The sequence below is a fragment of the Pseudomonas sp. P39-UII1 genome (assembly GCF_039672635.1).
Classification (GTDB): domain Bacteria; phylum Pseudomonadota; class Gammaproteobacteria; order Pseudomonadales; family Pseudomonadaceae; genus Aquipseudomonas.
Window position 1 is genome coordinate 478,819 of record NZ_JBDFPP010000001.1, and the last position, 21,782, is coordinate 500,600.

At 63.2% G+C, this 21,782-nt stretch carries 17 protein-coding genes; 7 read left to right on the forward strand and 10 right to left on the reverse strand.

What is annotated here, in order from left to right; translation table 11 throughout:
• Positions 1 to 144: 144 nt before the first annotated feature.
• Genes ABEH27_RS02280 through ABEH27_RS02295 form a run of 4 tightly spaced genes read left to right on the forward strand, consistent with a single transcriptional unit; the run spans position 145 to position 3,586 of the window.
• Positions 145 to 858: an ABC transporter permease gene (locus ABEH27_RS02280; protein ID WP_346612000.1), complete on the forward strand. Its 714-nt coding sequence runs from the start codon at positions 145 to 147 to the stop codon at positions 856 to 858.
• A gap of 12 nt (positions 859 to 870) precedes the next feature.
• Positions 871 to 1,782, forward strand: a complete 912-nt coding sequence (locus ABEH27_RS02285; RefSeq protein ID WP_346612001.1) for a glycine betaine ABC transporter substrate-binding protein — start codon at positions 871 to 873, stop codon at positions 1,780 to 1,782.
• Entirely contained in the window at positions 1,779 to 2,432 is a 654-nt protein-coding gene (locus ABEH27_RS02290; RefSeq protein ID WP_008090677.1) for an ABC transporter permease, read from the forward strand. The genes ABEH27_RS02285 and ABEH27_RS02290 overlap by 4 nt, the downstream gene beginning before the upstream one ends.
• On the forward strand, positions 2,429 to 3,586 hold the full coding sequence (locus ABEH27_RS02295) for an ABC transporter ATP-binding protein (RefSeq protein ID WP_346612002.1): 1,158 nt from the start codon (positions 2,429 to 2,431) through the stop codon (positions 3,584 to 3,586). Before ABEH27_RS02290 ends, ABEH27_RS02295 begins: the two co-directional genes overlap by 4 nt.
• 121 nt (positions 3,587 to 3,707) lie before the next feature.
• On the opposite strand, the gene ABEH27_RS02300 is transcribed toward ABEH27_RS02295, so the two are convergent.
• From ABEH27_RS02300 to ABEH27_RS02310, 3 genes are all read right to left on the reverse strand, one after another.
• On the reverse strand, positions 3,708 to 6,137 hold the full coding sequence (locus ABEH27_RS02300; protein ID WP_346612003.1) for a TonB-dependent siderophore receptor: 2,430 nt from the start codon (positions 6,135 to 6,137) through the stop codon (positions 3,708 to 3,710).
• 108 nt (positions 6,138 to 6,245) lie between these two features.
• Positions 6,246 to 7,208: a FecR family protein gene (locus tag ABEH27_RS02305; protein WP_346612004.1), complete on the reverse strand. Its 963-nt coding sequence runs from the start codon at positions 7,206 to 7,208 to the stop codon at positions 6,246 to 6,248.
• Between the two features lie 17 nt (positions 7,209 to 7,225).
• On the reverse strand, positions 7,226 to 7,714 hold the full coding sequence (locus ABEH27_RS02310; protein ID WP_346612005.1) for a sigma-70 family RNA polymerase sigma factor: 489 nt from the start codon (positions 7,712 to 7,714) through the stop codon (positions 7,226 to 7,228).
• A gap of 504 nt (positions 7,715 to 8,218) precedes the next feature.
• Here ABEH27_RS02310 and ABEH27_RS02315 point away from each other — a divergent pair.
• On the forward strand, positions 8,219 to 9,382 hold the full coding sequence (locus ABEH27_RS02315; protein WP_346612006.1) for a type III PLP-dependent enzyme: 1,164 nt from the start codon (positions 8,219 to 8,221) through the stop codon (positions 9,380 to 9,382).
• Positions 9,383 to 9,533: 151 nt separating this feature from the next.
• Here ABEH27_RS02315 and ABEH27_RS02320 read toward each other — a convergent pair whose 3' ends face one another.
• Both ABEH27_RS02320 and ABEH27_RS02325 read right to left on the reverse strand, forming a co-directional pair.
• Positions 9,534 to 10,283, reverse strand: coding sequence for a tetratricopeptide repeat protein (locus ABEH27_RS02320; RefSeq protein WP_346612007.1), 750 nt, complete (start codon positions 10,281 to 10,283; stop codon positions 9,534 to 9,536).
• Between the two features lie 3 nt (positions 10,284 to 10,286).
• Positions 10,287 to 10,967, reverse strand: a complete 681-nt coding sequence (locus ABEH27_RS02325; RefSeq protein WP_346612009.1) for a Fe2+-dependent dioxygenase — start codon at positions 10,965 to 10,967, stop codon at positions 10,287 to 10,289.
• Positions 10,968 to 11,188: 221 nt separating this feature from the next.
• Here ABEH27_RS02325 and ABEH27_RS02330 point away from each other — a divergent pair, with 221 nt between their 5' ends.
• Together ABEH27_RS02330 and ABEH27_RS02335 are read left to right on the forward strand one after the other, a co-directional pair.
• Positions 11,189 to 13,501 (forward strand): TonB-dependent siderophore receptor, encoded by a 2,313-nt coding sequence (locus tag ABEH27_RS02330; protein ID WP_346612010.1) that lies wholly within the window; start codon positions 11,189 to 11,191, stop codon positions 13,499 to 13,501.
• A gap of 102 nt (positions 13,502 to 13,603) precedes the next feature.
• Positions 13,604 to 16,159, forward strand: coding sequence for a sulfite reductase flavoprotein subunit alpha (locus ABEH27_RS02335; RefSeq protein ID WP_346612011.1), 2,556 nt, complete (start codon positions 13,604 to 13,606; stop codon positions 16,157 to 16,159).
• 118 nt (positions 16,160 to 16,277) lie between these two features.
• Here ABEH27_RS02335 and ABEH27_RS02340 read toward each other — a convergent pair whose 3' ends face one another.
• The 5 genes from ABEH27_RS02340 to ABEH27_RS02360 form a co-directional block, all read right to left on the reverse strand.
• Positions 16,278 to 17,069, reverse strand: a complete 792-nt coding sequence (locus ABEH27_RS02340; protein WP_346612012.1) for an amidohydrolase — start codon at positions 17,067 to 17,069, stop codon at positions 16,278 to 16,280.
• Positions 17,057 to 18,205, reverse strand: a complete 1,149-nt coding sequence (locus ABEH27_RS02345; protein WP_346612013.1) for a pyridoxal phosphate-dependent aminotransferase — start codon at positions 18,203 to 18,205, stop codon at positions 17,057 to 17,059. Before ABEH27_RS02345 ends, ABEH27_RS02340 begins: the two co-directional genes overlap by 13 nt.
• 209 nt (positions 18,206 to 18,414) lie before the next feature.
• Complete coding sequence (der, locus tag ABEH27_RS02350) at positions 18,415 to 19,878, reverse strand: ribosome biogenesis GTPase Der (RefSeq protein ID WP_346612014.1); 1,464 nt, start codon at positions 19,876 to 19,878, stop codon at positions 18,415 to 18,417.
• Positions 19,879 to 19,995: 117 nt separating this feature from the next.
• Entirely contained in the window at positions 19,996 to 21,138 is a 1,143-nt protein-coding gene (gene bamB / locus ABEH27_RS02355; RefSeq protein WP_346612015.1) for an outer membrane protein assembly factor BamB, read from the reverse strand.
• A gap of 1 nt (position 21,139) precedes the next feature.
• Positions 21,140 to 21,781 (reverse strand): tetratricopeptide repeat protein, encoded by a 642-nt coding sequence (locus ABEH27_RS02360; RefSeq protein WP_346612016.1) that lies wholly within the window; start codon positions 21,779 to 21,781, stop codon positions 21,140 to 21,142.
• Position 21,782: the final 1 nt, after the last annotated feature.

The window sequence follows — 21,782 nt, forward strand, 5'->3', positions numbered from 1 at the left end:
TTTTTCGGGCCCGACGGGGTTCGGCTCATGGCCTGATCGCAGCCCTCGGTTGCTTCACGCTGCTACTCGCGAACACACCACTCGCTGCCAGGTATGGCCGGCCAAAAAAAGAGTGTGCTCGCCGACAACACAAGGAGTCCGCCTGTGGCTACACGCTACGGAAAAGGGCTGTTGGGATGCGCCACCGTGCTCGTCATCCTGGCCCTGCTGATCCACTGGATCGGCATCGACACGATTGCGCGCTACCGCGACGATCTTGGGTTCTACCTGCAAGCGCACCTGGTCCTGGTGCTGGCTTCGATGGCGGCGGCGTTGGCCGTGGGCATCCCCGCCGGCATTGCGTTGAGTCGACCGCACTGGGTCGACAAAGCCGAGCGCTTCATGCAGTTCTTCAACGTTGGCAACACCATCCCCCCCTTGGCCGTTCTGGCCATCGCCCTGAGTATCCTGGGCATCGGCGCCGGGCCTGCGATCTTCGCGCTGTTTCTCGCCTCCCTCCTGCCCATCGTGCGCAACACCTACGAAGGCCTGAAAAACGTCCCCGCCTCGCTCAAGGAAGCCGCCACCGGCATTGGCATGACCCCGCGCCAGCAACTGTGGCAAGTGGAGTTGCCCAATGCCGTGCCGATCATCGTCGGCGGTGTGCGCGTGGCCCTGGCGCTCAATGTGGGTACCGCGCCGCTGGCGTTCCTGATCGGCGCCAACAGCCTGGGCAGCCTGATCTTCCCCGGCATTGCCCTGAACAACCAGCCACAGCTGCTGCTGGGCGCGGCCTGTACCGCGCTGCTGGCACTGGTGCTGGATGCCGCGGTGAGTTTCTCCAGCAAGCGCTGGCTGGAACGTGGCCTGGCCCAATAAAAGAGGGAACGTATGAAGAAGAGAATCGCCTTGCTGCTGGGCGCGGCCCTGCTGTTCGCAGGACTTGCCCAGGCCGCGGACAAACCGCTGGTACGCATCGGCGCGCGGGTGTTCACCGAACAGACCGTGCTCGCCGAAATCACCGCCCAATACCTGCGCGCCAATGGCTTCGACGTGCGCGTGACCACCGGCCTTGGCAGCAGCATCGCCCGCCAGGCCCAGGAAACCGGCCAACTCGACCTGATGTGGGAATACACCGGGGTGTCGCTGGTGTCCTATAACCACATCGACGAGCGTATGCCCAGTGCCGAGGCCACCTACGCCAAGGTCAAGGAGCTGGATGCAAAGAAAGACCTGATCTGGCTGACCCCGTCGAAATTCAGCAACACCTATGCCCTCGGCCTGCCGAAGCAGGTCGCCGAGGCCTACCCGCAGATCAATTCGATCAGCGACCTCAACCAGGTGCTGCGCGACGAGAGCAAGCGTAATCACCTGGTGGCCCTGGACACCGAGTTCGCCAACCGCCCCGACGGCCTGGTCGGGCTGAAGGAGATGTACGACCTGCAAGTCGGCCGCGCCAACATCCGCCAGATGGACGCGGGCCTGGTCTACACGGCCATGCACAACAACCAGGTGTTCGCTGGCCTGGTCTACACCACTGACGGTCGCCTGAGCGCGTTCAACCTCAAGCTGCTCGAGGACGACAAGCACTACTTCCCCGACTACACCGCCGCCCCCGTGGTGCGCAAGGCAGTGCTCGACGCCAACCCGCAACTGGTCGCCCTGCTCAAGCCACTGGCCGAGCAGCTCGATGACGAGACCATGCGCCAGCTCAATGCCAAGGTCGATGTGGAACACCAGAGCCCGACGGCGGTGGCCGCCGCGTTCCTCAAAGAGCATCCCCTCAAGGAGGTACAGCCATGAGCCTGCTCGACACGTTCGCCCACCTCGACTGGGCCCAGGTGCTGCAACTGACCTGGCAGCACATCATGCTGGTCGGCATCGCCGTCAGCCTGGCGATCCTCGTTGGCGTACCGCTGGGCATTCTGATGACCCGCTTCCCGGCCGTGGCCGGGCCGCTGCAGGCCAGCGCCACGGTGCTGCTGACCATCCCGTCGATCGCCCTGTTCGGGCTGCTGCTGCCGTTCTACTCCAAGTTCGGCCAGGGGCTGGGGCCATTGCCTGCAATCACGGCGGTGTTCCTTTATTCGCTGCTGCCGATCCTGCGCAACACGTACCTGGCCCTGACCAACGTCGAGCCCGGCATCCGTGAAGCCGCACGCGGCATCGGCATGACCTTCGGCCAGCGCCTGCGCATGGTCGAGCTGCCCATCGCGGTGCCGGTGATCCTCGCTGGCGTGCGCACCGCCGTAGTGATGAACATCGGCGTCATGACCATTGCCGCGACCATCGGTGCCGGTGGCCTGGGCGTACTCATCCTCACTTCCATCAGCCGCAGCGACATGTCGATGCTGCTGGTCGGCGCCGTGCTGGTCAGCCTGCTGGCGATCATCGCCGACCTGCTCCTGCAAACCCTGCAACGTGCCCTGACTCCAGAAGGACTGCGCTCATGATCGAACTCAAGAACCTCAGCAAGACCTTCAACGTCAACGGCAAGGACGTAAAAGCCGTCGACTCGGTCAGCCTGACCGTCAACGAAGGCGAAATCTGCGTGTTCCTCGGCCCTTCTGGCTGCGGCAAGAGCACCACGCTGAAAATGATCAACCGCCTGATCACGCCGACCTCCGGCCAGGTCTTCATCAACGGTGAAGACACCAGCGGGCTGGATGAAGTGACCCTGCGCCGCCGCATCGGCTACGTCATCCAGCAAATCGGCCTGTTCCCCAACATGACCATCGAAGAGAACATCACCGTGGTCCCGCGCCTGCTCGGCTGGGACAAGCAGCGTTGCCACGAGCGCGCCCGCGAGCTGATGAGCATGATCAAGCTCGAGCCCAAACAGTACCTGCAGCGCTACCCACGTGAGCTGTCCGGTGGCCAGCAACAGCGCATCGGCGTGATCCGCGCGCTGGCAGCCGATGCTCCGGTATTGTTGATGGACGAACCCTTCGGTGCGGTCGACCCGATCAACCGCGAGATGATCCAGAACGAGTTCTTCGAGATGCAGCGGGCGCTGAACAAGACCGTGATCATGGTCAGCCACGACATCGACGAAGCGATCAAGCTTGGCGACAAGATCGCCATCTTCCGCGCCGGCAAGCTGCTGCAGCTGGACCACCCGGACACCCTGCTGGCGCACCCGGTGGATGACTTCGTGAGCAACTTCGTCGGCCAGGACAGCACCTTGAAACGCTTGCTGCTGGTGCGTGCCGAGGATGCCGCGGACAACGCGCCGTCGGTGAGCCCGGAGACGCCGGTGAGCGATGCGCTGGAGTTGCTGGACGAGCACGACCGCCGTTATGTGGTGGTGACCGATGCGCAGAACAAGGCACTGGGCTATGTACGCCGGCGCGACATGCACCGCCAGCAAGGCACGTGCGGTGACTTCCTGCGCCAATTCAATGCCACCGCTTCCCATGATGAGCATCTGCGCATCCTGTTGTCGCGGATGTACGAGTTCAACCGTTCGTGGTTGCCGGTGCTGGATGCCGAACAGGTGTTCCTGGGCGAGGTGACGCAGGAGTCGATTGCGGCTTACCTGAGCTCGGGGAGATCGCGGGGGGCGAAGACCAGTATCGTTTCACCGGCTGAGGCGGTGGTTTCCTGACCTTTGGGGGCGCTTTGCGCCCCAATCGCCGGCAAGCCGGCTCCCACAGGGACCTCCACAGTCTCAAGCCCTGCGCAGTACCTGTGGGAGCCGGCTTGCCGGCGATTGGGGCGCCGCGGTATCAGAACCCTACACTGGCCTGCACATAGAAGGTCCGCGGCTCACCTACATAAAGGCCAGCATTGTTGTCGCTGGAGCGGGTGAAGTACTGCTTGTCGAACAGGTTCTTCACCCCCGCCGCCAGCTTCAGGTTGGACAGCTTCGGCCCGAAGTCGTAGCCCCCCCGGGCATGCCAGGTCACGTAGCCTGGGATGTCGCCATACTGCCCATCGGCGCTCGGCTCGGTGATGTAGTCGCCATTGAAGCTGCCATCGGCATTGATCCCGGTACCCGGTGCGCGCTGCTTGGATTGGGCGTAGGCATCCAGGTTCCAGGTCCAGCGGTTGACCTCGTAACGCACGCCGGCGGTGGCCACCTGACGTGAATAGAACGGCAGGTCGCGGCCTTTGAAGCCAGGAATCTCGCCTTCATACGTGGCGCGGGTGTAGGTGTAACCGCCGTTCACCGACAGGCCCTCCAGACGCGCGTCCAGGCCAGCCAGGTCATAACGCACCGAGGCCTCGATGCCCTGGTGCTTGGTGGCGCCCAGGTTGGTCCAGCCCACATCGTTGCTGATGTACTGCAGTTCGTCATCGAAGTCGATGTAGAACGCCGTCAGCTCCCCGGCGAACCCGCCATTGTCGTACCGCGTACCGACCTCGTAGGTCTTGGCCTTTTCCGGCTCCAGGCCATTGGCGGTGCTGTTGCCGGTGCCACCCTGGCCCAGTTGGAAGTACTGCAGGCTGCCGAACGAGGTCTCGTAGTTGGCGAATACCTTCCAGGCATCGGAAATGTGGTACATCACGCTCAACGCCGGCAACGGCTCGTTGCTGGTGATGCTGCGTTTCTTCTCGGCCACCGGGCGGTTGTTGGCGTCCAGTACCGGGCGGTCGCGCCAGTCGGTGTTGATGTGCTCGAAGCGGATGCCCGGGGTGATGGTCCAGTTGCCGACATCGATCTTGTCATCGATGTAGTAGGCGCTTGCCTCGGTACCGCCGCTGCGGTCCTGGAACACGTGGCCGTCGGAGGTGGGGGTGACGGTCGGTACGTTGTCGATCAGCGCCAGGCGGGTCGACTGCTCGCGCATGGCTTCTTTCAGGTAGCGGTAGCCGACGCTGACTTCCTGGGTGGTCGGGCCGGCAAAGAAGATCCGCGACAGCCGCGGCTCGATGGCGAAGGTGTGGTAGTTGCGCGGGTACGACGACAGGGTCTTCATGTCACGCGCGGCGATGGCGCTGCCGCGGAAACTGTCGGTGTAGTAGGTCAGCACTTCGAACTGGGTGGCGTCGTCGAGTTGGCGCTGCCACTTGAACGACACGTCCTTGCGCCGGCCGGCAAAGTAGTCGTAGTCGCGCAGCGACTGGTACGGGTTGCTGTCGTACTGCGCCTGGGTCAGGCCGCCCGGCATGTCGGCACGGCCATCGTAGTAATGGAAGTTCAGCCAGAACTCGTCGACGTCGGTGGGTGCCCAGTGGGTCTTGAGGATGACGTCGTCGATGTCGTTACCATTGTTGCTCTCACGGTAGCCGTTGCCGTTCACGCCGGTGTACAGCAGCGCCACGCCCATGCCGTTGTCGGCAGTACCGCCGACGAAGGCAGATTCGGTGTGCTTCCAGCCCCCGCGCTGCGAGGTTTCCAGGGTGGTGGACAGCTCTGCCGAGGCTTTCTCCGGGATTGCCCGGGTGACGAAGTTGATCACCCCGCCGACGTTTTGCGGGCCATAGCGCACGGAGCCTGCGCCCCGTACCACGTCGATGCTGTCGAGATTGCCCGAGGAGATCGGCGCCATCGACAACTGCGGCTGGCCATAAGGGGCGAAGGCGGCCGGGATGCCATCGATCAGCACCGTCGAGCGCGGCGACAGGCGCGACGTCAGGCCGCGCACGCCAACGTTCAGCGACAGGTCGCTGCCACCGGTGCCGTTGGAGTCCTGCACCTGCACGCCCGGGATGCCGCGCAGTACATCGCGCACGTTCATCGCGCCCTGCTCCACCATGGCTTCGCGACGCACCACGGTGCGCGCGCCGGGGTGGTTCTGCACCACCGCCTGGTCGGCGTCGCCCAGCCAGTCGCCGACCACCTTGATGTCGGTGGGTGCCAGCTCCAGGCTACCGCTGCCCAGGTCCAGGGTGGTCGGCAACGGCTTTACCACCACGGTGTCCTGGGACATCTCGAACGTCAGCCCGCTGCCTTGCAGCAACTGTTGCAGCGCCTGCACCGGCGCCAGCGTGCCGGACACCGCCGGGGCCTGTTTGCCCGCCACCAGTTCAGGGCTGTAGAACAGCTGCAGGTTGGTCTGCTGGCCCAGTTGGCTCAGCGCCGAGGCCAATGGTTGGGCCTGGATGTGGATTGCGCTGCCAGCCTGTTCGGCGTGGCTGTTTACGGCCACGGCAGCGACCGCAAGGGCCAGCGCCAGGGCGCGCAGGCGTGGCAGAGGTTTGTTGTTGTTCACGTCGTCAAGGCATCCTGAAGTTCGGGATAAACGCCAACCGCATGCAAATGGAAATGCTTGGCAGTTGCAGCTGGCGAGGAAGACGAACGAGCTGAAAAAAACCTGAATCTATTTCGCGATTATTTCGCGAGAACCGTCTTCATGGGTTTTGACGGCTACCGGCAGGATGCTCGGCAGGGCGCGTAACAGGGCATCGGTGTCGTCGGTGCTGAAGGTACTGGACAGGCGCAGCTGCGCTACCTTGCCAGGGGCTACACGCAACGGCTGGGTGCGGTAGCGCGAAACTTCGGCCACAACGTCGGCCAGGGTGGCGTTGTCGAACACCAGTTTGCCCTGGCGCCAGGCGGTCAGCGCAGCGGTATCCACCGCATGAGGCGCTGCCACTTTGCCTCGTGCATCTATATGCGCACCCAGGCCTGCGGTCAGTTGCGCCAGCGAAGCGTCCTTGCCCTGCACGCGAACCGAACCCTGCTCCACCGCTACACGGGTGGCAGCCGAGTCCAGCCGCACATCGAAGCGGGTGCCCGTGACGGTCACGCTGCCCTGAGCGGTATCGACCACGAATGGCCGCCCGCTGTCGTGGGCGACGGTGAACATCACTTCGCCGGCATCCAGCTGAATATGCCGACGGCCCGTGCTGAAATCGACCTGCAGCTGGGTACCGCCGTTGAGCTCCAGCCGCGAGCCGTCCGGCAATTCGACCTGGCGGCGCTCGGCAAAGGCTGTCTGCAAGTGGTCCTGGTGGTTGAGCTGCTGGTGTTGCCAGCCAGCCCAGCCCAGCCCCAGGGCAAGCACTGCGATACCGGCCGCCAAGGCCTGGCGCACCAAGCGCCGGCGTGGCAATTGCTGCACGGGCTCGGGCTGGCACAACGCATCCAGGCGCTGGCGTGGGATGTAGCCGGCGGCGCGCCACAGGTTGGCGAGCTGCTGGTATTCGTCACGGTGTTGCGGGTCAGCCTCCTGCCAGGCGCGCAGCTGTGCCTGCAGCCCGGCATCCTCCGGTGCGTCCTGCATGCGGGCGAACCATGCGGCCGCCTGCTCGCGGACGGTATCGGTACCGTGCTGTTTCATGGGGAAGGTCTCCTGACTCATGGTGCCGACACATCCAGGTGCTCACGCAGATGTCGGAGCGTGCGGATCATATACTTTTCGACCATGTTCTTGGTCAAACCCATGCGCTCGGCGATCTCGGCCTGGGTCAAACCTTCGAGCTTCTGCCAGATGAACACCCGGCGGCAGTTGAGCGGCAGCTCGGCCAGCGCCCGCTCGACACTGTCGGCCAGTTCCAGGGCGTGCACATAGGCCTCCGGGTCGCCACTGCTGGTGGCGCTTTCATCGAATGCTTCCAATTCCAGCGCCTGGCGCCGGTCTTCACGGCGAAAACCGTCCACTGCAATGTTGCGTGCGGTCTGGTGAAGGTAGGCGCGTGGCTGCTCTACCTGCTGGCGCGGGTTTTCCAGCACCCTGACAAAGGCATCGTGGGTGAGGTCTTCGGCCTGCTGACGACTGCGCAGCTTGCGCGTCCAGGTGCCGATCAGCTCATGGTAGTGGTCGAGGAAGCCTTTGTGTCCAGACACGGTCGGGGTCGTCAGGGAGGCAGAGAAGGGTGCGAATAGTAATGTTTCTCATCAAAATCGGCAAATCCGCCAGTCGGTAGCAAAAAAAATTTGCGGATTTCATGGACCGACGTGCCAGAAAAATGTGGCCATAAATATGAACACCACTGGCCCCATCGCGGGCAAGCCTGCTCCTACAGCAATAGCGCAGCCCCGTAGGCGCGGGCTTGCCCGCGATAGGGTCGACACGGTCCATTCCACAATTTTTTACGCTTGTGAACACTGGGGGAACATCTGCCGGTCACACGAGTCGTTTATTCAAACGATAGGGCCGCAATCCACGACGAACACCGCCGGATTGCCTGTTGATCTTGCTTTCTTCACGCCCTAAAGTGCGCGCCGAACGTCCATGCTGGAAACGATCCATCCGGCTCAAGTACTGAGTAGGCGAACCAAAGTGGGGATACGGAGGACGTTCAGTTTGCAGCCACTTATCTTTTCAGTTTGCCCATGGAGTCCCTGAGCATGTCGATCCAGGTCGAAGACTATTTCGCACGCGACACCTTCCAGAAAATGAAGGCGTTCGCCGACAAGCAAGAAACCCCGTTCGTACTCATCGATACCCAGATGATCAGCCAGGCCTATGACGACCTGCGCGCCGGTTTCGAATTTGCCAAGGTCTACTACGCGGTCAAGGCCAACCCGGCGGTCGAGATCATCGACCTGCTGAAAGACAAAGGTTCGAGCTTCGACATCGCCTCGATCTACGAGCTGGACAAGGTAATGGGCCGCGGCGTCAGCGCCGACCGTATCAGCTACGGCAACACCATCAAGAAGTCCAAGGACATCCGCTACTTCTACGAGAAGGGCGTGCGCCTGTATGCCACCGACTCGGAAGCCGACCTGCGCAACATCGCCAAGGCCGCACCGGGCTCCAAGGTTTACGTGCGTATCCTCACCGAAGGCTCCACCACGGCCGACTGGCCGCTGTCCCGCAAGTTCGGCTGCCAGACCGACATGGCCATGGACCTGCTGATCCTCGCCCGTGACCTGGGCCTGGTGCCTTACGGCATCTCCTTCCACGTGGGTTCGCAGCAGCGCGACATCAGCGTGTGGGATGCCGCCATCGCCAAGGTCAAGGTGATCTTCGAGCGCCTGAAGGAAGAAGACGGCATCGAGCTCAAGCTGATCAACATGGGTGGCGGCTTCCCGGCCAACTACATCACCCGTACCAATAGCCTCGAGACCTACGCTGAAGAGATCATCCGCTTCCTTAAGGAAGACTTCGGTGACGACCTGCCGGAAATCATCCTCGAGCCAGGCCGTTCGCTGATCGCCAACGCCGGCATCCTGGTCAGCGAGGTGGTGCTGGTAGCACGCAAGTCGCGCACCGCGGTCGAGCGCTGGGTGTACACCGACGTGGGCAAATTCTCCGGCCTGATCGAAACCATGGACGAGTCCATCAAGTTCCCGATCTGGACCGAGAAGAAAGGCGAGATGGAAGAAGTGGTGATCGCAGGCCCTACCTGCGACAGCGCCGACATCATGTACGAGCATTACAAGTACGGCCTGCCGCTGAACCTGGCCATTGGTGACCGCCTGTACTGGCTGTCGACCGGTGCCTACACCACCAGCTACAGCGCGGTGGAATTCAACGGCTTCCCGCCGCTGAAGGCGTACTACCTGTAACGCAGAACGGGGCCGCAAGGCCCCGTTTCGTTATGCCTGTACCGGCCCTATCGCCGGCAAGCCGGCTCCCACATGAAAGTGCACAAGTCTCAAGCCTTGAGCGCTACCTGTGGGAGCCGGCTTGCCGGCGATAGGGCCAGTGCCGACACCATCACACTTCGCGCTGTGCTATCTCTTCGGCATACCGCGCCGCAAAGGCCATCATCACTGGCCCCGCCCCCTGCAAGGTCACCAACGCACTGCGCAGGAAATTCATGTTCCCCTCAACCCGCGCCTGCTCCAGCCACTGCCCCGCCTCGGCTAGCTGGCCACGCTCGACCAGCACCAACGCCAGGCTGAACATACCACGGAAATCTCCCGCTTCGGCCGAGCGCCGATACCAGCGCACGGCCCGCGCCGGGCTGGGCGCCGTTGCGATACCCTGCTCAAGGTATCGACCGTACAGGTTCATCGATTTGGCATGCCCCTGCTGCGCAGCCTTCTCGTAGCACAGCAGTGCCTGCGCCTGATTGGCCGGCACCCCACGCCCAGTGGCCAGCAGGTTGCCAAGGTTATACAGGCCCCAATCCAACCCGGCATCGGCTGCGCGCGCATAGTGAACCGCAGCCTGCGGCAAACTCACCTCGCCGCCCCACCCATGCTCCAGGCAACGCCCGAGCATGTTGTGCGCCATGGCACTGCCACCTTGTGCAGCAATACCGAACCAGCGCCGGGCAACGCCCGCATCGGCTTCGATGCCCCGGCCGTCGAGGAGGATCTGCCCGAGCAGCAACTGCGCCTCGTTCACCCCCTGCCCTGCCGCCGCGAGAATCGCCTGGGCGGCCTTGCCGGGGCTTTCTTCGAGCATGGCCTTGAGGCCTGCGACATCCATCACTTCTTCACGACGCAACTGGTAAGACACGGTTCAGACCTCAGCCCAGCGGCGCAGCAGGTTGTGGTAGGTGCCGGTCAGCTGCAGCAGCGAGGGGTGCTCGGGTACATCGGCAGTCAGTTGCTGGATGGCATTGTCCATCTCGAACAGCAATGCCCGCTGGCTGTCCTCGCGGACCAGGCTCTGGGTCCAGAAGAAGGCGGCATAGCGCACGCCACGGGTCACCGGGTTGACCTTGTGCAGGCTGGTGCCGGGGTACAGCACCAGGTCGCCAGCGGCCAGTTTGATCTGCTGCACGCCGTAGGTGTCCTGGATCACTAACTCGCCACCGTCATAACTGTCAGGGTCACTGAGGAACAGCGTCGAGGACAGGTCGGTACGCACCCGCTCCGGGCTGCCCTTGGGCTGCCGCAGGGCGTTATCGATGTGAAAGCCGAAATTGCCACCCTCGCGGTAGCAATTGATCAACGGCGGGAACACCTTGTGTGGCAGCGCCGCCGACATGAATCGCGGCGTCTTCCACAGGCGCTCGATCAGCGCGCTGCCGATCTCCTTCGCCAGCGCATGGCCTTCTGGCAGCTGCAGATTGTGCTTGGCCTTGGCCGACTGGTACCCGGCCGTGACCTTGCCATCGGCCCAGTCGGCTTGCTCCAGGGCCTCGCGAATGCGGGCGAGCTCGTCGGCGTCGAACAAGCCGGGGATGTGAAGCAGCATGGCGGCGGCACCGTCAAGGAATGTAAAGGCGCCAATGATATTGATTCCCTTTTGCGCTGCACAAGCCCTTTCGGCGCGTTAGACGTTTCAGCGCATGTAAACCGTAAAGAGAATTTGTAAAGATTGTAAATTCCTAGTGAATGGTAACGAATCTCAATTGTTAGTTACAATCGCTTACACTATGATCCGCGGCCTTCACACCTTGGGGAAGGTCCATAACAATGCGTCCATACGTGCCAGCTGCAGTGTCTTCACCTCGCCTGATCGTAACCGCCATCGGCGTCGCCCTCAGCGCATCGTCGGCCTACGCCGCCGACCCAGCCACCAATAACGCCGTCACCCTCGACGCCACCAGCGTCAACGGCAAGGCTGAACAGGCCAGCACCGATTACAAGGTCGAGAAAGCCTCCTCGCAGAAGTACACCGCACCGTTGGTGGACACCCCACGCTCGGTTACCGTGATCCCACAGCAGGTGATCAAGGACACCAACGCCCTGAGCCTGCAGGATGCCCTGCGCACCGTACCCGGCATCACCTTTGGTGCTGGCGAAGGCGGCAACCCGCAAGGCGACCGCCCGTTCATCCGCGGCTTCGACGCCCAGGGCGACACCTACCTGGACGGCGTGCGTGATACCGGCGCGCAAACCCGTGAAATCTTCGCCATCGAATCGGTCGAAGTGGCCAAAGGCCCGAACTCGGCCATTGGCGGCCGCGGTGCGGCAGGCGGCACCATCAACCTGGTGAGCAAGCGCGCGCACCTGGGCAACTCTCTGGACGGCGCCTGGACTTGGGGCAGCGACCAGACCCAGCGTTACACCTTCGATGGCAACTACCAGTTCAGCGACACCGTTGCCGGCCGTCTCAACCTGATGACCCACGAAAGCAACGTTGCCGGCCGTGACAAGGTCAACTACGACCGTTGGGGCATTGCCCCGTCCCTGGCCTTTGGCCTGGGCACGCCAACCCGCGTCAACCTCGACTACTACCACCTGGAAAGCGACGACCTGCCGGACTCGGGCATCCCGTACACTATCCCGACCGGTGGCAGCGGCGCGCGCACCTCGGCACACCCGAGCAAGCCGTACGACGGCGGCGACAGTGACAATTTCTACGGCCTGACCGGTCGCGACTTCCGCAAGAGCCGCGTCGACATCGCGACCTTCGCCATCGAACACGACCTGACCGACTCGCTGACAGTCAAGAACACCCTGCGTCACGGCAACAGCATGCAGGACTACATCCTGACCCAGCCTGACGACAGCAAGGGCAACGTCAACAACGGCAGCCTCTGGCGGCGCGCCAACTCCCGTGTGGGCAATACTGCGACCACCACCAACCAGACCGACCTGTTCGGCGAGTTCTACCTGGGCGGTTTGAAGAACAGCTTCTCCACCGGTATCGAGCTGAGCCGTGAGGAAAGCAAGCGTTCGTCGTACACGGTCGACACCGACACTGTCCCAGGCGGCGCCGCGAACTCCAACTGCACCCCGAGCATGATCGGCGCCAGCAGCGGCTACAACTGCACCTCGCTGAGCAATCCGAACCCGGACGACCCGTGGAACGGCAACATTGCGCGCAACTACGCCGGCACCGATACCAAGAGCAACACCCGCGCTATCTACGTCTTCGACACCCTCGAGCTGACGCCTGAGTGGCTGCTGAACATGGGCCTGCGCTACGATCACTTCGACACCCAGTACCGTACCTATGACGCTGCTGGCGCCACTGTGGTAAACGCCAAGGGCGTTGCCTCCAAGGGCCGCGACACCAGCGAATTCGTCACCGGCCAGTTGGGCCTGGTGTGGAAACCGGCCGACAATGGCAGCATCTACGTTTCCTACGCCACCTCCGCGACACCCCCAGGTGCAATGCTGGGTGAAGGCACCGAAGGCAACCCGCTGGGCAACACCAGCGACCGCGCTGGCAACCTGCTGTCCAGCGATATGGAGCCAGAAGAAACCACCAACTACGAAATCGGCACCAAGTGGGACCTGCTCGACCAGCGCCTGTCCCTGGCCGCTGCGCTGTTCCGCACCGAGAAGGAAAACGCCCGCGTCCAGGTGGACACCACCAGCTACGAAAACGTTGGCGAAACCCGCGTGCAGGGCATCGAGCTGTCGGCCAGCGGCAAGCTGACCGACAAGTGGCAGGTGTTCGCCGGCTACACCTACATGCAGGCTCGCCAGATCGACGGCGGCCCGCTGGGCAAGGCCAACGACGGCAACCAGCTGCCGAACACGCCGAACAACAGTGCAAGCCTGTGGACCACTTACTCGATCACGCCGAAGCTGACCGTCGGTGGCGGCGCCTTCTACGTGGATGACGTCTACGGCAGCGTGGCCAACACCACCATGGTCGACAGCTACGTACGCTACGACGCCATGGCAGCCTACAAGCTGACCAAGAACGTCGACCTGCAGCTGAACGTGCAGAACCTGACCAACGAGGTGTACTACGACAAGGCGTTCTCCACCCACTTCGCCAACCAGGCGGCGGGCCGGACCGCATTGCTGACCACCAGCGTCCACTTCTGAAGCAGCACCCCCAAGCCCCGTTCATTCCAGTGAGCGGGGCTTTTGCGTATCAAGGCATAATGCACGCCGCACAGGTTGCGGCAGCAAGACAAGGTGATCGATGTGGTGAAGAAGACACTGTTCCAATTGCACTGGTTCTTTGGCATCACCGCCGGCCTGGTGCTGGCCTTGATGGGCATTACCGGTGCGTTGTACTCGTTCCAGGAAGAACTGCTGCGCGCGTTCAATGGCGATGTGCTCAAAGTCGAGGTGCGCCCGCAGGGCGTGCTGCCGCCGGCGGAGTTGGTGCAGCGGGTCGAAGCCGCCCAAGGCGACAAGGTATCGATGTTGTGGGTGGATGTGCGCGACGGCAATGCCGCACGCGTCTTCTTCACCCCTGCCCCCGGCGAACGCCGTGGCGAGCTGCGCTATGCCGACCCGTACACCGGCGAGCTCAAGGGTGAAGTCGCCGGGCAGGGTTTCTTCAACCTGATGCTCACCCTGCACCGCTTCCTGGCGATGGGCGACACTGGCCGGCAGATCACCGGCGCCTGCACCCTCATGCTGGTGTTCTTCTGCTTGTCCGGCCTGTACCTGCGCTGGCCGCGCAAGGCGCTGAACTGGCGCACCTGGCTGACCTTCGACTGGGCCAAGAAAGGCCGTGCCTTCAACTGGGACCTGCACGCTGTGGCAGGTACCTGGTGCCTGCTGTTTTACCTGCTGTTCGCGCTGACCGGCCTGTTCTGGTCCTACGAGTGGTACCGCGAAGGCCTGAACAAGCTGCTGGCCGACGCGCCCGCTGCAGGCCAGCAGCAAAAACGGGGTGAAGGCCGTGGCCGGCACGGGCCGCAGAAAGTCGACAAGAATGCACCGCCGCTGGTGGTCGATTACGACGCCATCTGGGCCAACCTCAAGGATGCTGCGGGCCCAGGCCTGGCCATGTACAACCTGCGCCTGCCGCCGGCTGGCGGTCAGCCGGCCAACCTCTTCTACCTGCTCGACAATGCTGCGCACCCACGTGCGTTCAACACCCTGGTCCTCGACCCGGCCACCGGCCAGGTGAAAAACCACGACCGCTACACCGACAAATCCTTCAAGGCGCAGCTGCTGCAGAGTGTTTACGCCTTGCACGTGGGCGAATACTTCGGCTTGCCGGGGCGCATCATCGTCACCATCGCCAGCCTGACCATGCCGCTGTTCTTCGTGACAGGTTGGTTGCTGTACCTCGACCGCCGTCGCAAGAAGCGCCAGGTGCGCGCCGCCCGGGGCAACGTCGCCAGCAGCACCGGCAGCGGCGACAGCTGGTTGATCGGTTTCGCCAGCCAGAGCGGTTTCGCCGAGCAATTGGCCTGGCAGAGCGCCGGCCAACTGCAAGCTGCCGGCTTGCCGGTGCAGGTGCGGGCGTTGGCTGAGCTGGGCGAAGAGGACCTGCGCCAGGCGCGCCGCGCGCTGTTCGTGGTCAGCACCTTTGGTGATGGCGAAGCGCCGGACAGCGCCCGTGCCTTCGAGCGAAAGGTGCTGGGCCAGCCCTGGTCGCTGAACGGCCTGAGCTATGCCGTGCTGGCCCTAGGCGACCGCCAGTACCCGCACTTTTGCGGCTTTGCCCGTCGCCTGCAGGCCTGGCTCGGCGAGCGAGGGGCCAGCAGTGCCTTCAGCCCGGTGGAAGTCGACAACGCCGACCAGGCCGCCTTGCAGCAGTGGCAGCAGGAACTGGCGCAGCTCACGGGTGCACAACCCGTTGCCGCGTGGCAGCCGCCAACGTTCGGCAGCTGGAGCCTGGTCAAGCGCACCTTGCTCAACCCGGGCAGCCAGGGCCAACCGGTCTACCTGCTCGGCCTGCGCCCGGACGCGCCCGCCAGCTGGGAGGCCGGGGACCTGGTAGAGATCCTGCCGCTCAATGGTCAGCCACGGGTCGAGGCTTTCCTCAATGGCATGGCACTGGATGCCAACGCGAGGGTGCAGCTCGACGGCCTGAACGAGACGCTCGGCCAGGCCTTGGCTGGCCGCCAGTTACCGACGCGCCGCGACCACCTGATCGGCTTGCAGCCGCAGGCACTTGTCGATGCGCTGGTACCGATCGGCAGCCGTGAATACTCCATCGCCTCGATCGCCAGCGACGGTGTGCTGGAGCTGATCGTGCGCCAGGAACGCCACCCCGACGGCAACCTTGGTCTGGGCTCTGGCTGGCTGACCGAATATCTACCTGTAAACGGTACCCTGAGCCTGCGCCTGCGGCGTAACAGTGGCTTCCATCTGCCTGAGGCCGTTGCGCCGATGATTTTGATCGGCAACGGCACTGGCATGGCGGGCCTGCGCAGCCTGTTGCGCGCGCGGGTCAATGCCGGTGAACAGCGCAACTGGCTGCTGTTCGGTGAACGTAACCGCGCCCATGACCTGCTGTGTGGCGATGAGCTGCAAGCCTGGCTCGACAACGGCGACCTCGCCCGGCTAGACCTGGCGTTTTCGCGCGACCAGGCCGAGAAGGTGTATGTGCAGGACGTGCTGCTGCAGCAGGCCGAGGCATTCAAGCGCTGGGTGGCCGATGGCGCTTGCGTGTATGTCTGTGGAAGCCTGCAGGGCATGGCCGCCGGCGTCGATGCGGCGCTCAAGGGCATCCTTGGCGAAGACGTGGTCGAGCAGTTGATCGAGGATGGGCGTTATCGGCGGGATGTTTACTGAACACGAATTGATGGGTTAGTACCCGGGGCAAGCCCGCTCCCCCCGGTTCACCGCTTAAGCTGAGTGCTGCGGTGAACCTGTGGGAGCGGGCTTGCCCCGCGAAAAGGCAGGTACTGGCTTAATGCAGCTCGAAGGTATCGGCATCCAGGTTGGCCGGGAAGCGGGTTCGGTAAGCCGCCAGTTCAGCAGCCCGCAGCACCACGGTAAACACCCCATCCGCCTCACCGGCACTCAACAGGCTCTCGCCCTGAAAGTCCAGCACCTGACTGTCGCCTGAATAGGCAAAGCCCTTGCCATCGGTACCCACGCGGTTCACCGCCGCCACGAAGCACAGGTTCTCGATACCCCGCGCCGGCAGCAGGCGGTTCCAGTGCTGGCGGCGGGCCGCCGGCCAGTTGGCGGTGTACAGCAGCAGGTCGGTGTCCTGCGAATCACGGCTCCATACCGGGAAGCGCAGGTCGTAGCAGATCAGCGGGCGCACGCGCCATCCCTTGATTTCGAACTGTACCTGGCGCTCGCCGGGGGTGTAATGCTTGTGCTCGCCCGCCATGCGGAAAAGGTGGCGCTTGTCGTAATGCAGGATCTCACCGTCGGGGCGTGCCCAGAGCAGGCGGTTGCGGTGGCTGCCATCGGCGGCCTGGATGATCACGCTGCCGGTGACCACGGCGTTGATCCGTTTGGCCTGAGCCTTGAGCCATTTATAGGTCGGGCCGTTCTCAGGCTCGGCCAGGCTCTCCGACTCCATGGAAAAACCGGTGGTGAACATTTCGGGCAGGATCACCAGGTCGGCATCGCCTGCCTGGTCGAGCAATACCTCGAAATGCGCATAGTTGGCTTCGCGGTCGTGCCAGGCCAGCGTGGTTTGCACCAAGGCGATTTTCAGGTTGGGCAGTGCACTCAGATCGCGCATAGTTTTTCCGCTGCCTGACGCAGCGTCTCCTCACGTTTGGCAAAGCACAGGCGCACCAGGCGTTGCTCGGGGATGGGTTGCTGGTAGAACACCGATACCGGGATGGTCGCCACGCCGTGTTCACGGGTCAGCCACAAGGCCATGTCGACGTCGTTCAGGTCGGGGCGGATCTGCGAATAGTCCACCAGCTGGAAATAGGTGCCCGCGGTGCGGGTAAAGCTGAAGCGTGAGCCTTCGAGCAGGTCGCAGAACAGGTCGCGCTTGGCCTGGTAGAAAGCCGGCAGCTCATCGATGTGCTCGGGGTGCTCGGCCATGAAGTCGGCCAATGCGCATTGCAGGGGCGTCACGCCGCAGAAGTTGACGTACTGGTGCACCTTGCGCATTTCGGCGCTCAAGCCCGGCGGAGCGATCACGTAGCCGGTCTTCCAGCCGGTCACATGGTAGGTCTTGCCGAACGAACTGACCACGAAGGCTCGGCTGTACAGCTCGGCATGGGCCAATACGCTGGCGTGGCGTACGCCGTCGTACACCAGGTGCTCGTAGACTTCGTCGCTGATCAGGTAGATCTCGCGGTCGGCGATCAGCCGGGCCAGCTGGTCGAGGTCTTCACGGGTGATCAGGGCGCCACTGGGATTGTGTGGCGAATTGAGGATGACCATGCGCGTGCGCGGGCTCAAGGCATCGCTGAACTTCTGCCAGTCGATGCGCAAGTCGCCGTCACTCAGTTGCACATGCACGCAACGGCCCCCAGCCAGCTCCACGGATGGCTCATAGCTGTCGTAGCAGGGGTCGAAGACGATGACCTCGTCACCGGGGTGAATCACCGCCTGAATCGCGCAGAAGATCGCCTCGGTGGCGCCCGGGGTGATGGTCACTTCCTGGTCGGCATCGACCTTGGCCCCGTACAGGCGCTCGACTTTGGCGGCCACCTGCTGGCGCAGGGCCGGCAAGCCCGTCATCGGCGCGTACTGGTTATGCCCGGCCGACACATGGCGGCCGACTGCATCGAGCAGTGCCTGCGGGCCATTGAAGTCGGGGAAACCCTGGGAGAGATTGAGCGCGCCAGTCTGCACTGCGAGCTGGGACATGGTGGTGAAGATGGTCGTGCCGACATTCGGCAGTTTGCTGCGGATCATGGAGCCCTCTTTCCTGGGGTTTATCCGGCACGGGGTGGAGTCCGAGCATAGCGGATCGAGCAGTCAGGAAAAAGGTTGAAACAATAGCGGGATTGCGTTGGATCAAAGGGCCTCTGTGGGAGCGGGCTTGCCCCGCGAACACGGGCGAAGCCCGTGCCATCCATCGCGTTGCCTGCTTCGCGGGGCAAGCCGCTCCCAAATGATGCTACTTAGCGCTTGTCGCGGCGCTTCTTCTCGGCCTTCTTGTGGTGCGACATCAAGCGGCGTTTCTTGTTGACCTGGCGGTCGGTGAGGGTGTTTTTCTTGCCCTCATACGGGTTTTCACCGCCCTTGTACTCGATGCGGATCGGCGTACCGACCAGTTTGAGCACGCGGCGGTAGGTGTTTTCCAGGTAACGCGAGTACGACTTGGGAATGCTCTCGGTCTGGTTGCCGTGGATCACGATCAGCGGCGGGTTGGCACCACCCAGGTGGGCATAACGCAGCTTGATGCGGCGGCCGTTGACCAGCGGCGGTTGGTGCTCGCTGACGGCATCTTCGAGAATCTGCGTCAGACGGCTGGTCGGCCAGCGGGTGACCGCCGACTTGAACGCGGCCTGCACCGACTTGTACAGGTTGCCAACGCCCGTGCCGTGCAGCGCGGAGATGAAGTGAATATCGGCGAAGTCGACGAAGAACAGCCGGCGCTCCAGCTCGGTCTTCACGTAGGCGCGTTCGCCTGGCTCCATGCCATCCCACTTGTTCAGGGCGATGACGATGGCGCGGCCGGCTTCGAGGGCAAAGCCCAGCAGGTTGAGGTCGTGGTCGACCACACCTTCGCGGGCGTCCATGACGAAGATCACCACGTTGGCGTCCTTGATCGCCTGCAGTGTCTTCACCACCGAGAACTTTTCGACTTCCTCGTGGATCTTGCCGCGCTTGCGCACCCCGGCGGTGTCGATGAAGGTGTACTTGTCACCATCGCGCTCGAACGGGATGTAGATACTGTCGCGGGTAGTACCCGGCTCGTCGTAGACCACCACACGCTCTTCACCGAGCATGCGGTTGACCAGGGTCGACTTGCCCACGTTGGGGCGGCCGATGATGGCGATCTTGATGCCATCCTTTTCGCTTGGGCCAGGAATGCGTACGGCTTCCTCGCCTTCGGCGACGTTCTGGTCGAGGGCTTCTTCCTCGGCATCACGCGGCAGGTGACCGAGCACGGCTTCCATCAGGGCGTTGATACCACGGCCCTGGGAGCCCGCCACTGGAATGGCGTTGCCCATGCCCATCGGCGAGAACTCGGCGCGGGCAACATCGGGGTCGATGTTGTCGATCTTGTTGGCGACCAGGATTGCCGCCTTGTTGCGCTTGCGCAGGTGCTCGGCAATCATCTGGTCTGCCGCAGTCATGCCAGCGCGGGCATCGACCAGGAACAGCACATAGTCAGCTTCTTCGATGGCCATGAGCGACTGCTCGGCCATTTTCTCGTCCATGCCCACTTCGTCACCGGTGATACCACCGGTGTCGATCAGGATGAAGGAGCGACCCTGCCAGCTGGCATCACCATACTGGCGGTCACGGGTCAAACCCGACAGGTCACCGACGATGGCATCGCGGGTTTTGGTCAGGCGGTTGAACATGGTGGATTTGCCGACGTTCGGCCGTCCCACCAGGGCGATTACGGGAACCATGCGGCTCTCCACTCTTGAATTCTTGAAAATGCAAAGGCCGCTGCAAGGCAGCGGCCGGAGTTCGGGCGGCGTGTCCTACGCCGCAACTCAAGGCCTGTAGCGGCCTTGAGCATAGCTTCAGCGGATGGTCAGTGCCTCGAGCTTGCCGCTGTTGCCGAAGACATAGATGGTGTCGCCGACCACCAGGGGCCGGGCGCGCAGGCCATCACTGTCGATACGCTCACGGCCGACGAAACGGCCGTCGACCTGGCTGAGCAGGTGCAGGTAACCCTCAAAGTCACCTACAGCCACGTAGCTGGAGAACACTTCAGGTGCCGACAACTGACGGCGTGCCATCGAGTCGTTGGTCCACAGGGCGCTGGAAGAGCGCTCGTCGACGCTCTCGACGGTGCCAGAAGCTTCGCTGACATAGACGTTACCGTAACCCTGGGCGACACCCACGTAGCTGGAAGCATCACGCTGCCAGACCACACGGCCGCTTTCCAGGTCCAGGCCCGCTACACGGCCCTGGTAGGTGCTGACGTACAGGGTACCACCCGACAGCAGCAAGCCGCCGTCGATATCGACCACACGGTCCAATTCGGAACGGCCCTGCGGGATAGCCACACGGCTTTCCCACACGGGTACGCCGTTGTTGATATCCACCGCCACCACCTTGCCGGTGGACAGGCCAGCAACGGCCAGTCGGTTGGTGGCGATCGGCGCACCGGTACCACGCAGGGTCAGTACGGCCGGGGTGTTTTCGTAGATCCAGCGGCGGTCGCCGGTTGCGGCATCCAGGCCGATCAGGCGATCGTCCTGGGTCTGCACCACCACGACATCACCGTTGTTGGCAGGTGGCGCCAGGACTTCACTGGTAACGCGTGAACGCCAGCGCTCTTCGCCGGTGCTGGAGTCCAGGGCAATCACTTCACCCTTGAGGGTGCCGAGCATGACCAGGCCATAGCCTACGCCGACTGCGCCGGAAACAGGCAGCTCCAGGTCCTTCTTCCACACCACGTCACCGGTATTGCGGTCGAGGGCGAAGACTTCGCCGTTGACGTCGGAGGCGTAGATGCGGTCGTTCTCGATGGCCGGTACCAGGGTGTTGTAAGTCTCACCCTGGCCGTCACCGATCGAACGGCTCCACTGCTTCTTCAGCACCACTTCTTCGGTGAACTTGGTCAGCTCGGCCGGAGGCAGTTCCTTCTTGCTGTTGCTGCTGCAACCTGCGGCCAGTACGGCCAGGGTCAGCACTGCTGCTTGTTTCCAACCGATCACGTCACGCGTCCCCTTTGGCCAAGTCATCCAGCTTCAGTTGCAGGCCACCGACCGCCGCTTCATTAGACAGCGCAGCCTTGGCTTTTTCATAAGCGCTGTGGGCATCGTCGGCGCGGCCCAGCTGCACCAGCAAGTCACCCTTCAATTCTTCACGGCTGGCCAGAAACGCCTTGTCAGCGTCGCCGTCAAGCAGCTTGAGCGCATCTTCGGCCTTGTCCTGGGCTGCGAGTACGCGTGCCAGGCGCTGGCGCGAGATTTCGCCCAGGGTCACGTCGGCCGGCTTGTCCAGCACGGCCTTGAGTTCGGCAGCGGCGTCGTCGAGCTTGCCGCTTTCTACCGCGACCTTGGCCACGAACAGGCTGCCGTACTGGGCATAGGCGGTACCGCCGAACTCGCTCTTGAGCTTGCCGGACAGTTCAGCGACCTTGGTCGCGTCTGGCTGGCCGCTCGGCGTCAGGCTGGTTTCCAGCAGGGCCTGATACAGCTGCGAGGCGCCTTGCGACTGGTTGTTCTGGTACTTGTGCCAGGTATTCCAGCCCAGCACCACCACACCGGCCAGCAGCGCGCCGGTCAGCAGCGGCTTGCCGTTGCGGTTCCACCAGTCCTTGACCCCTGCCAGGTCATCATCATCAGTACTCGACACC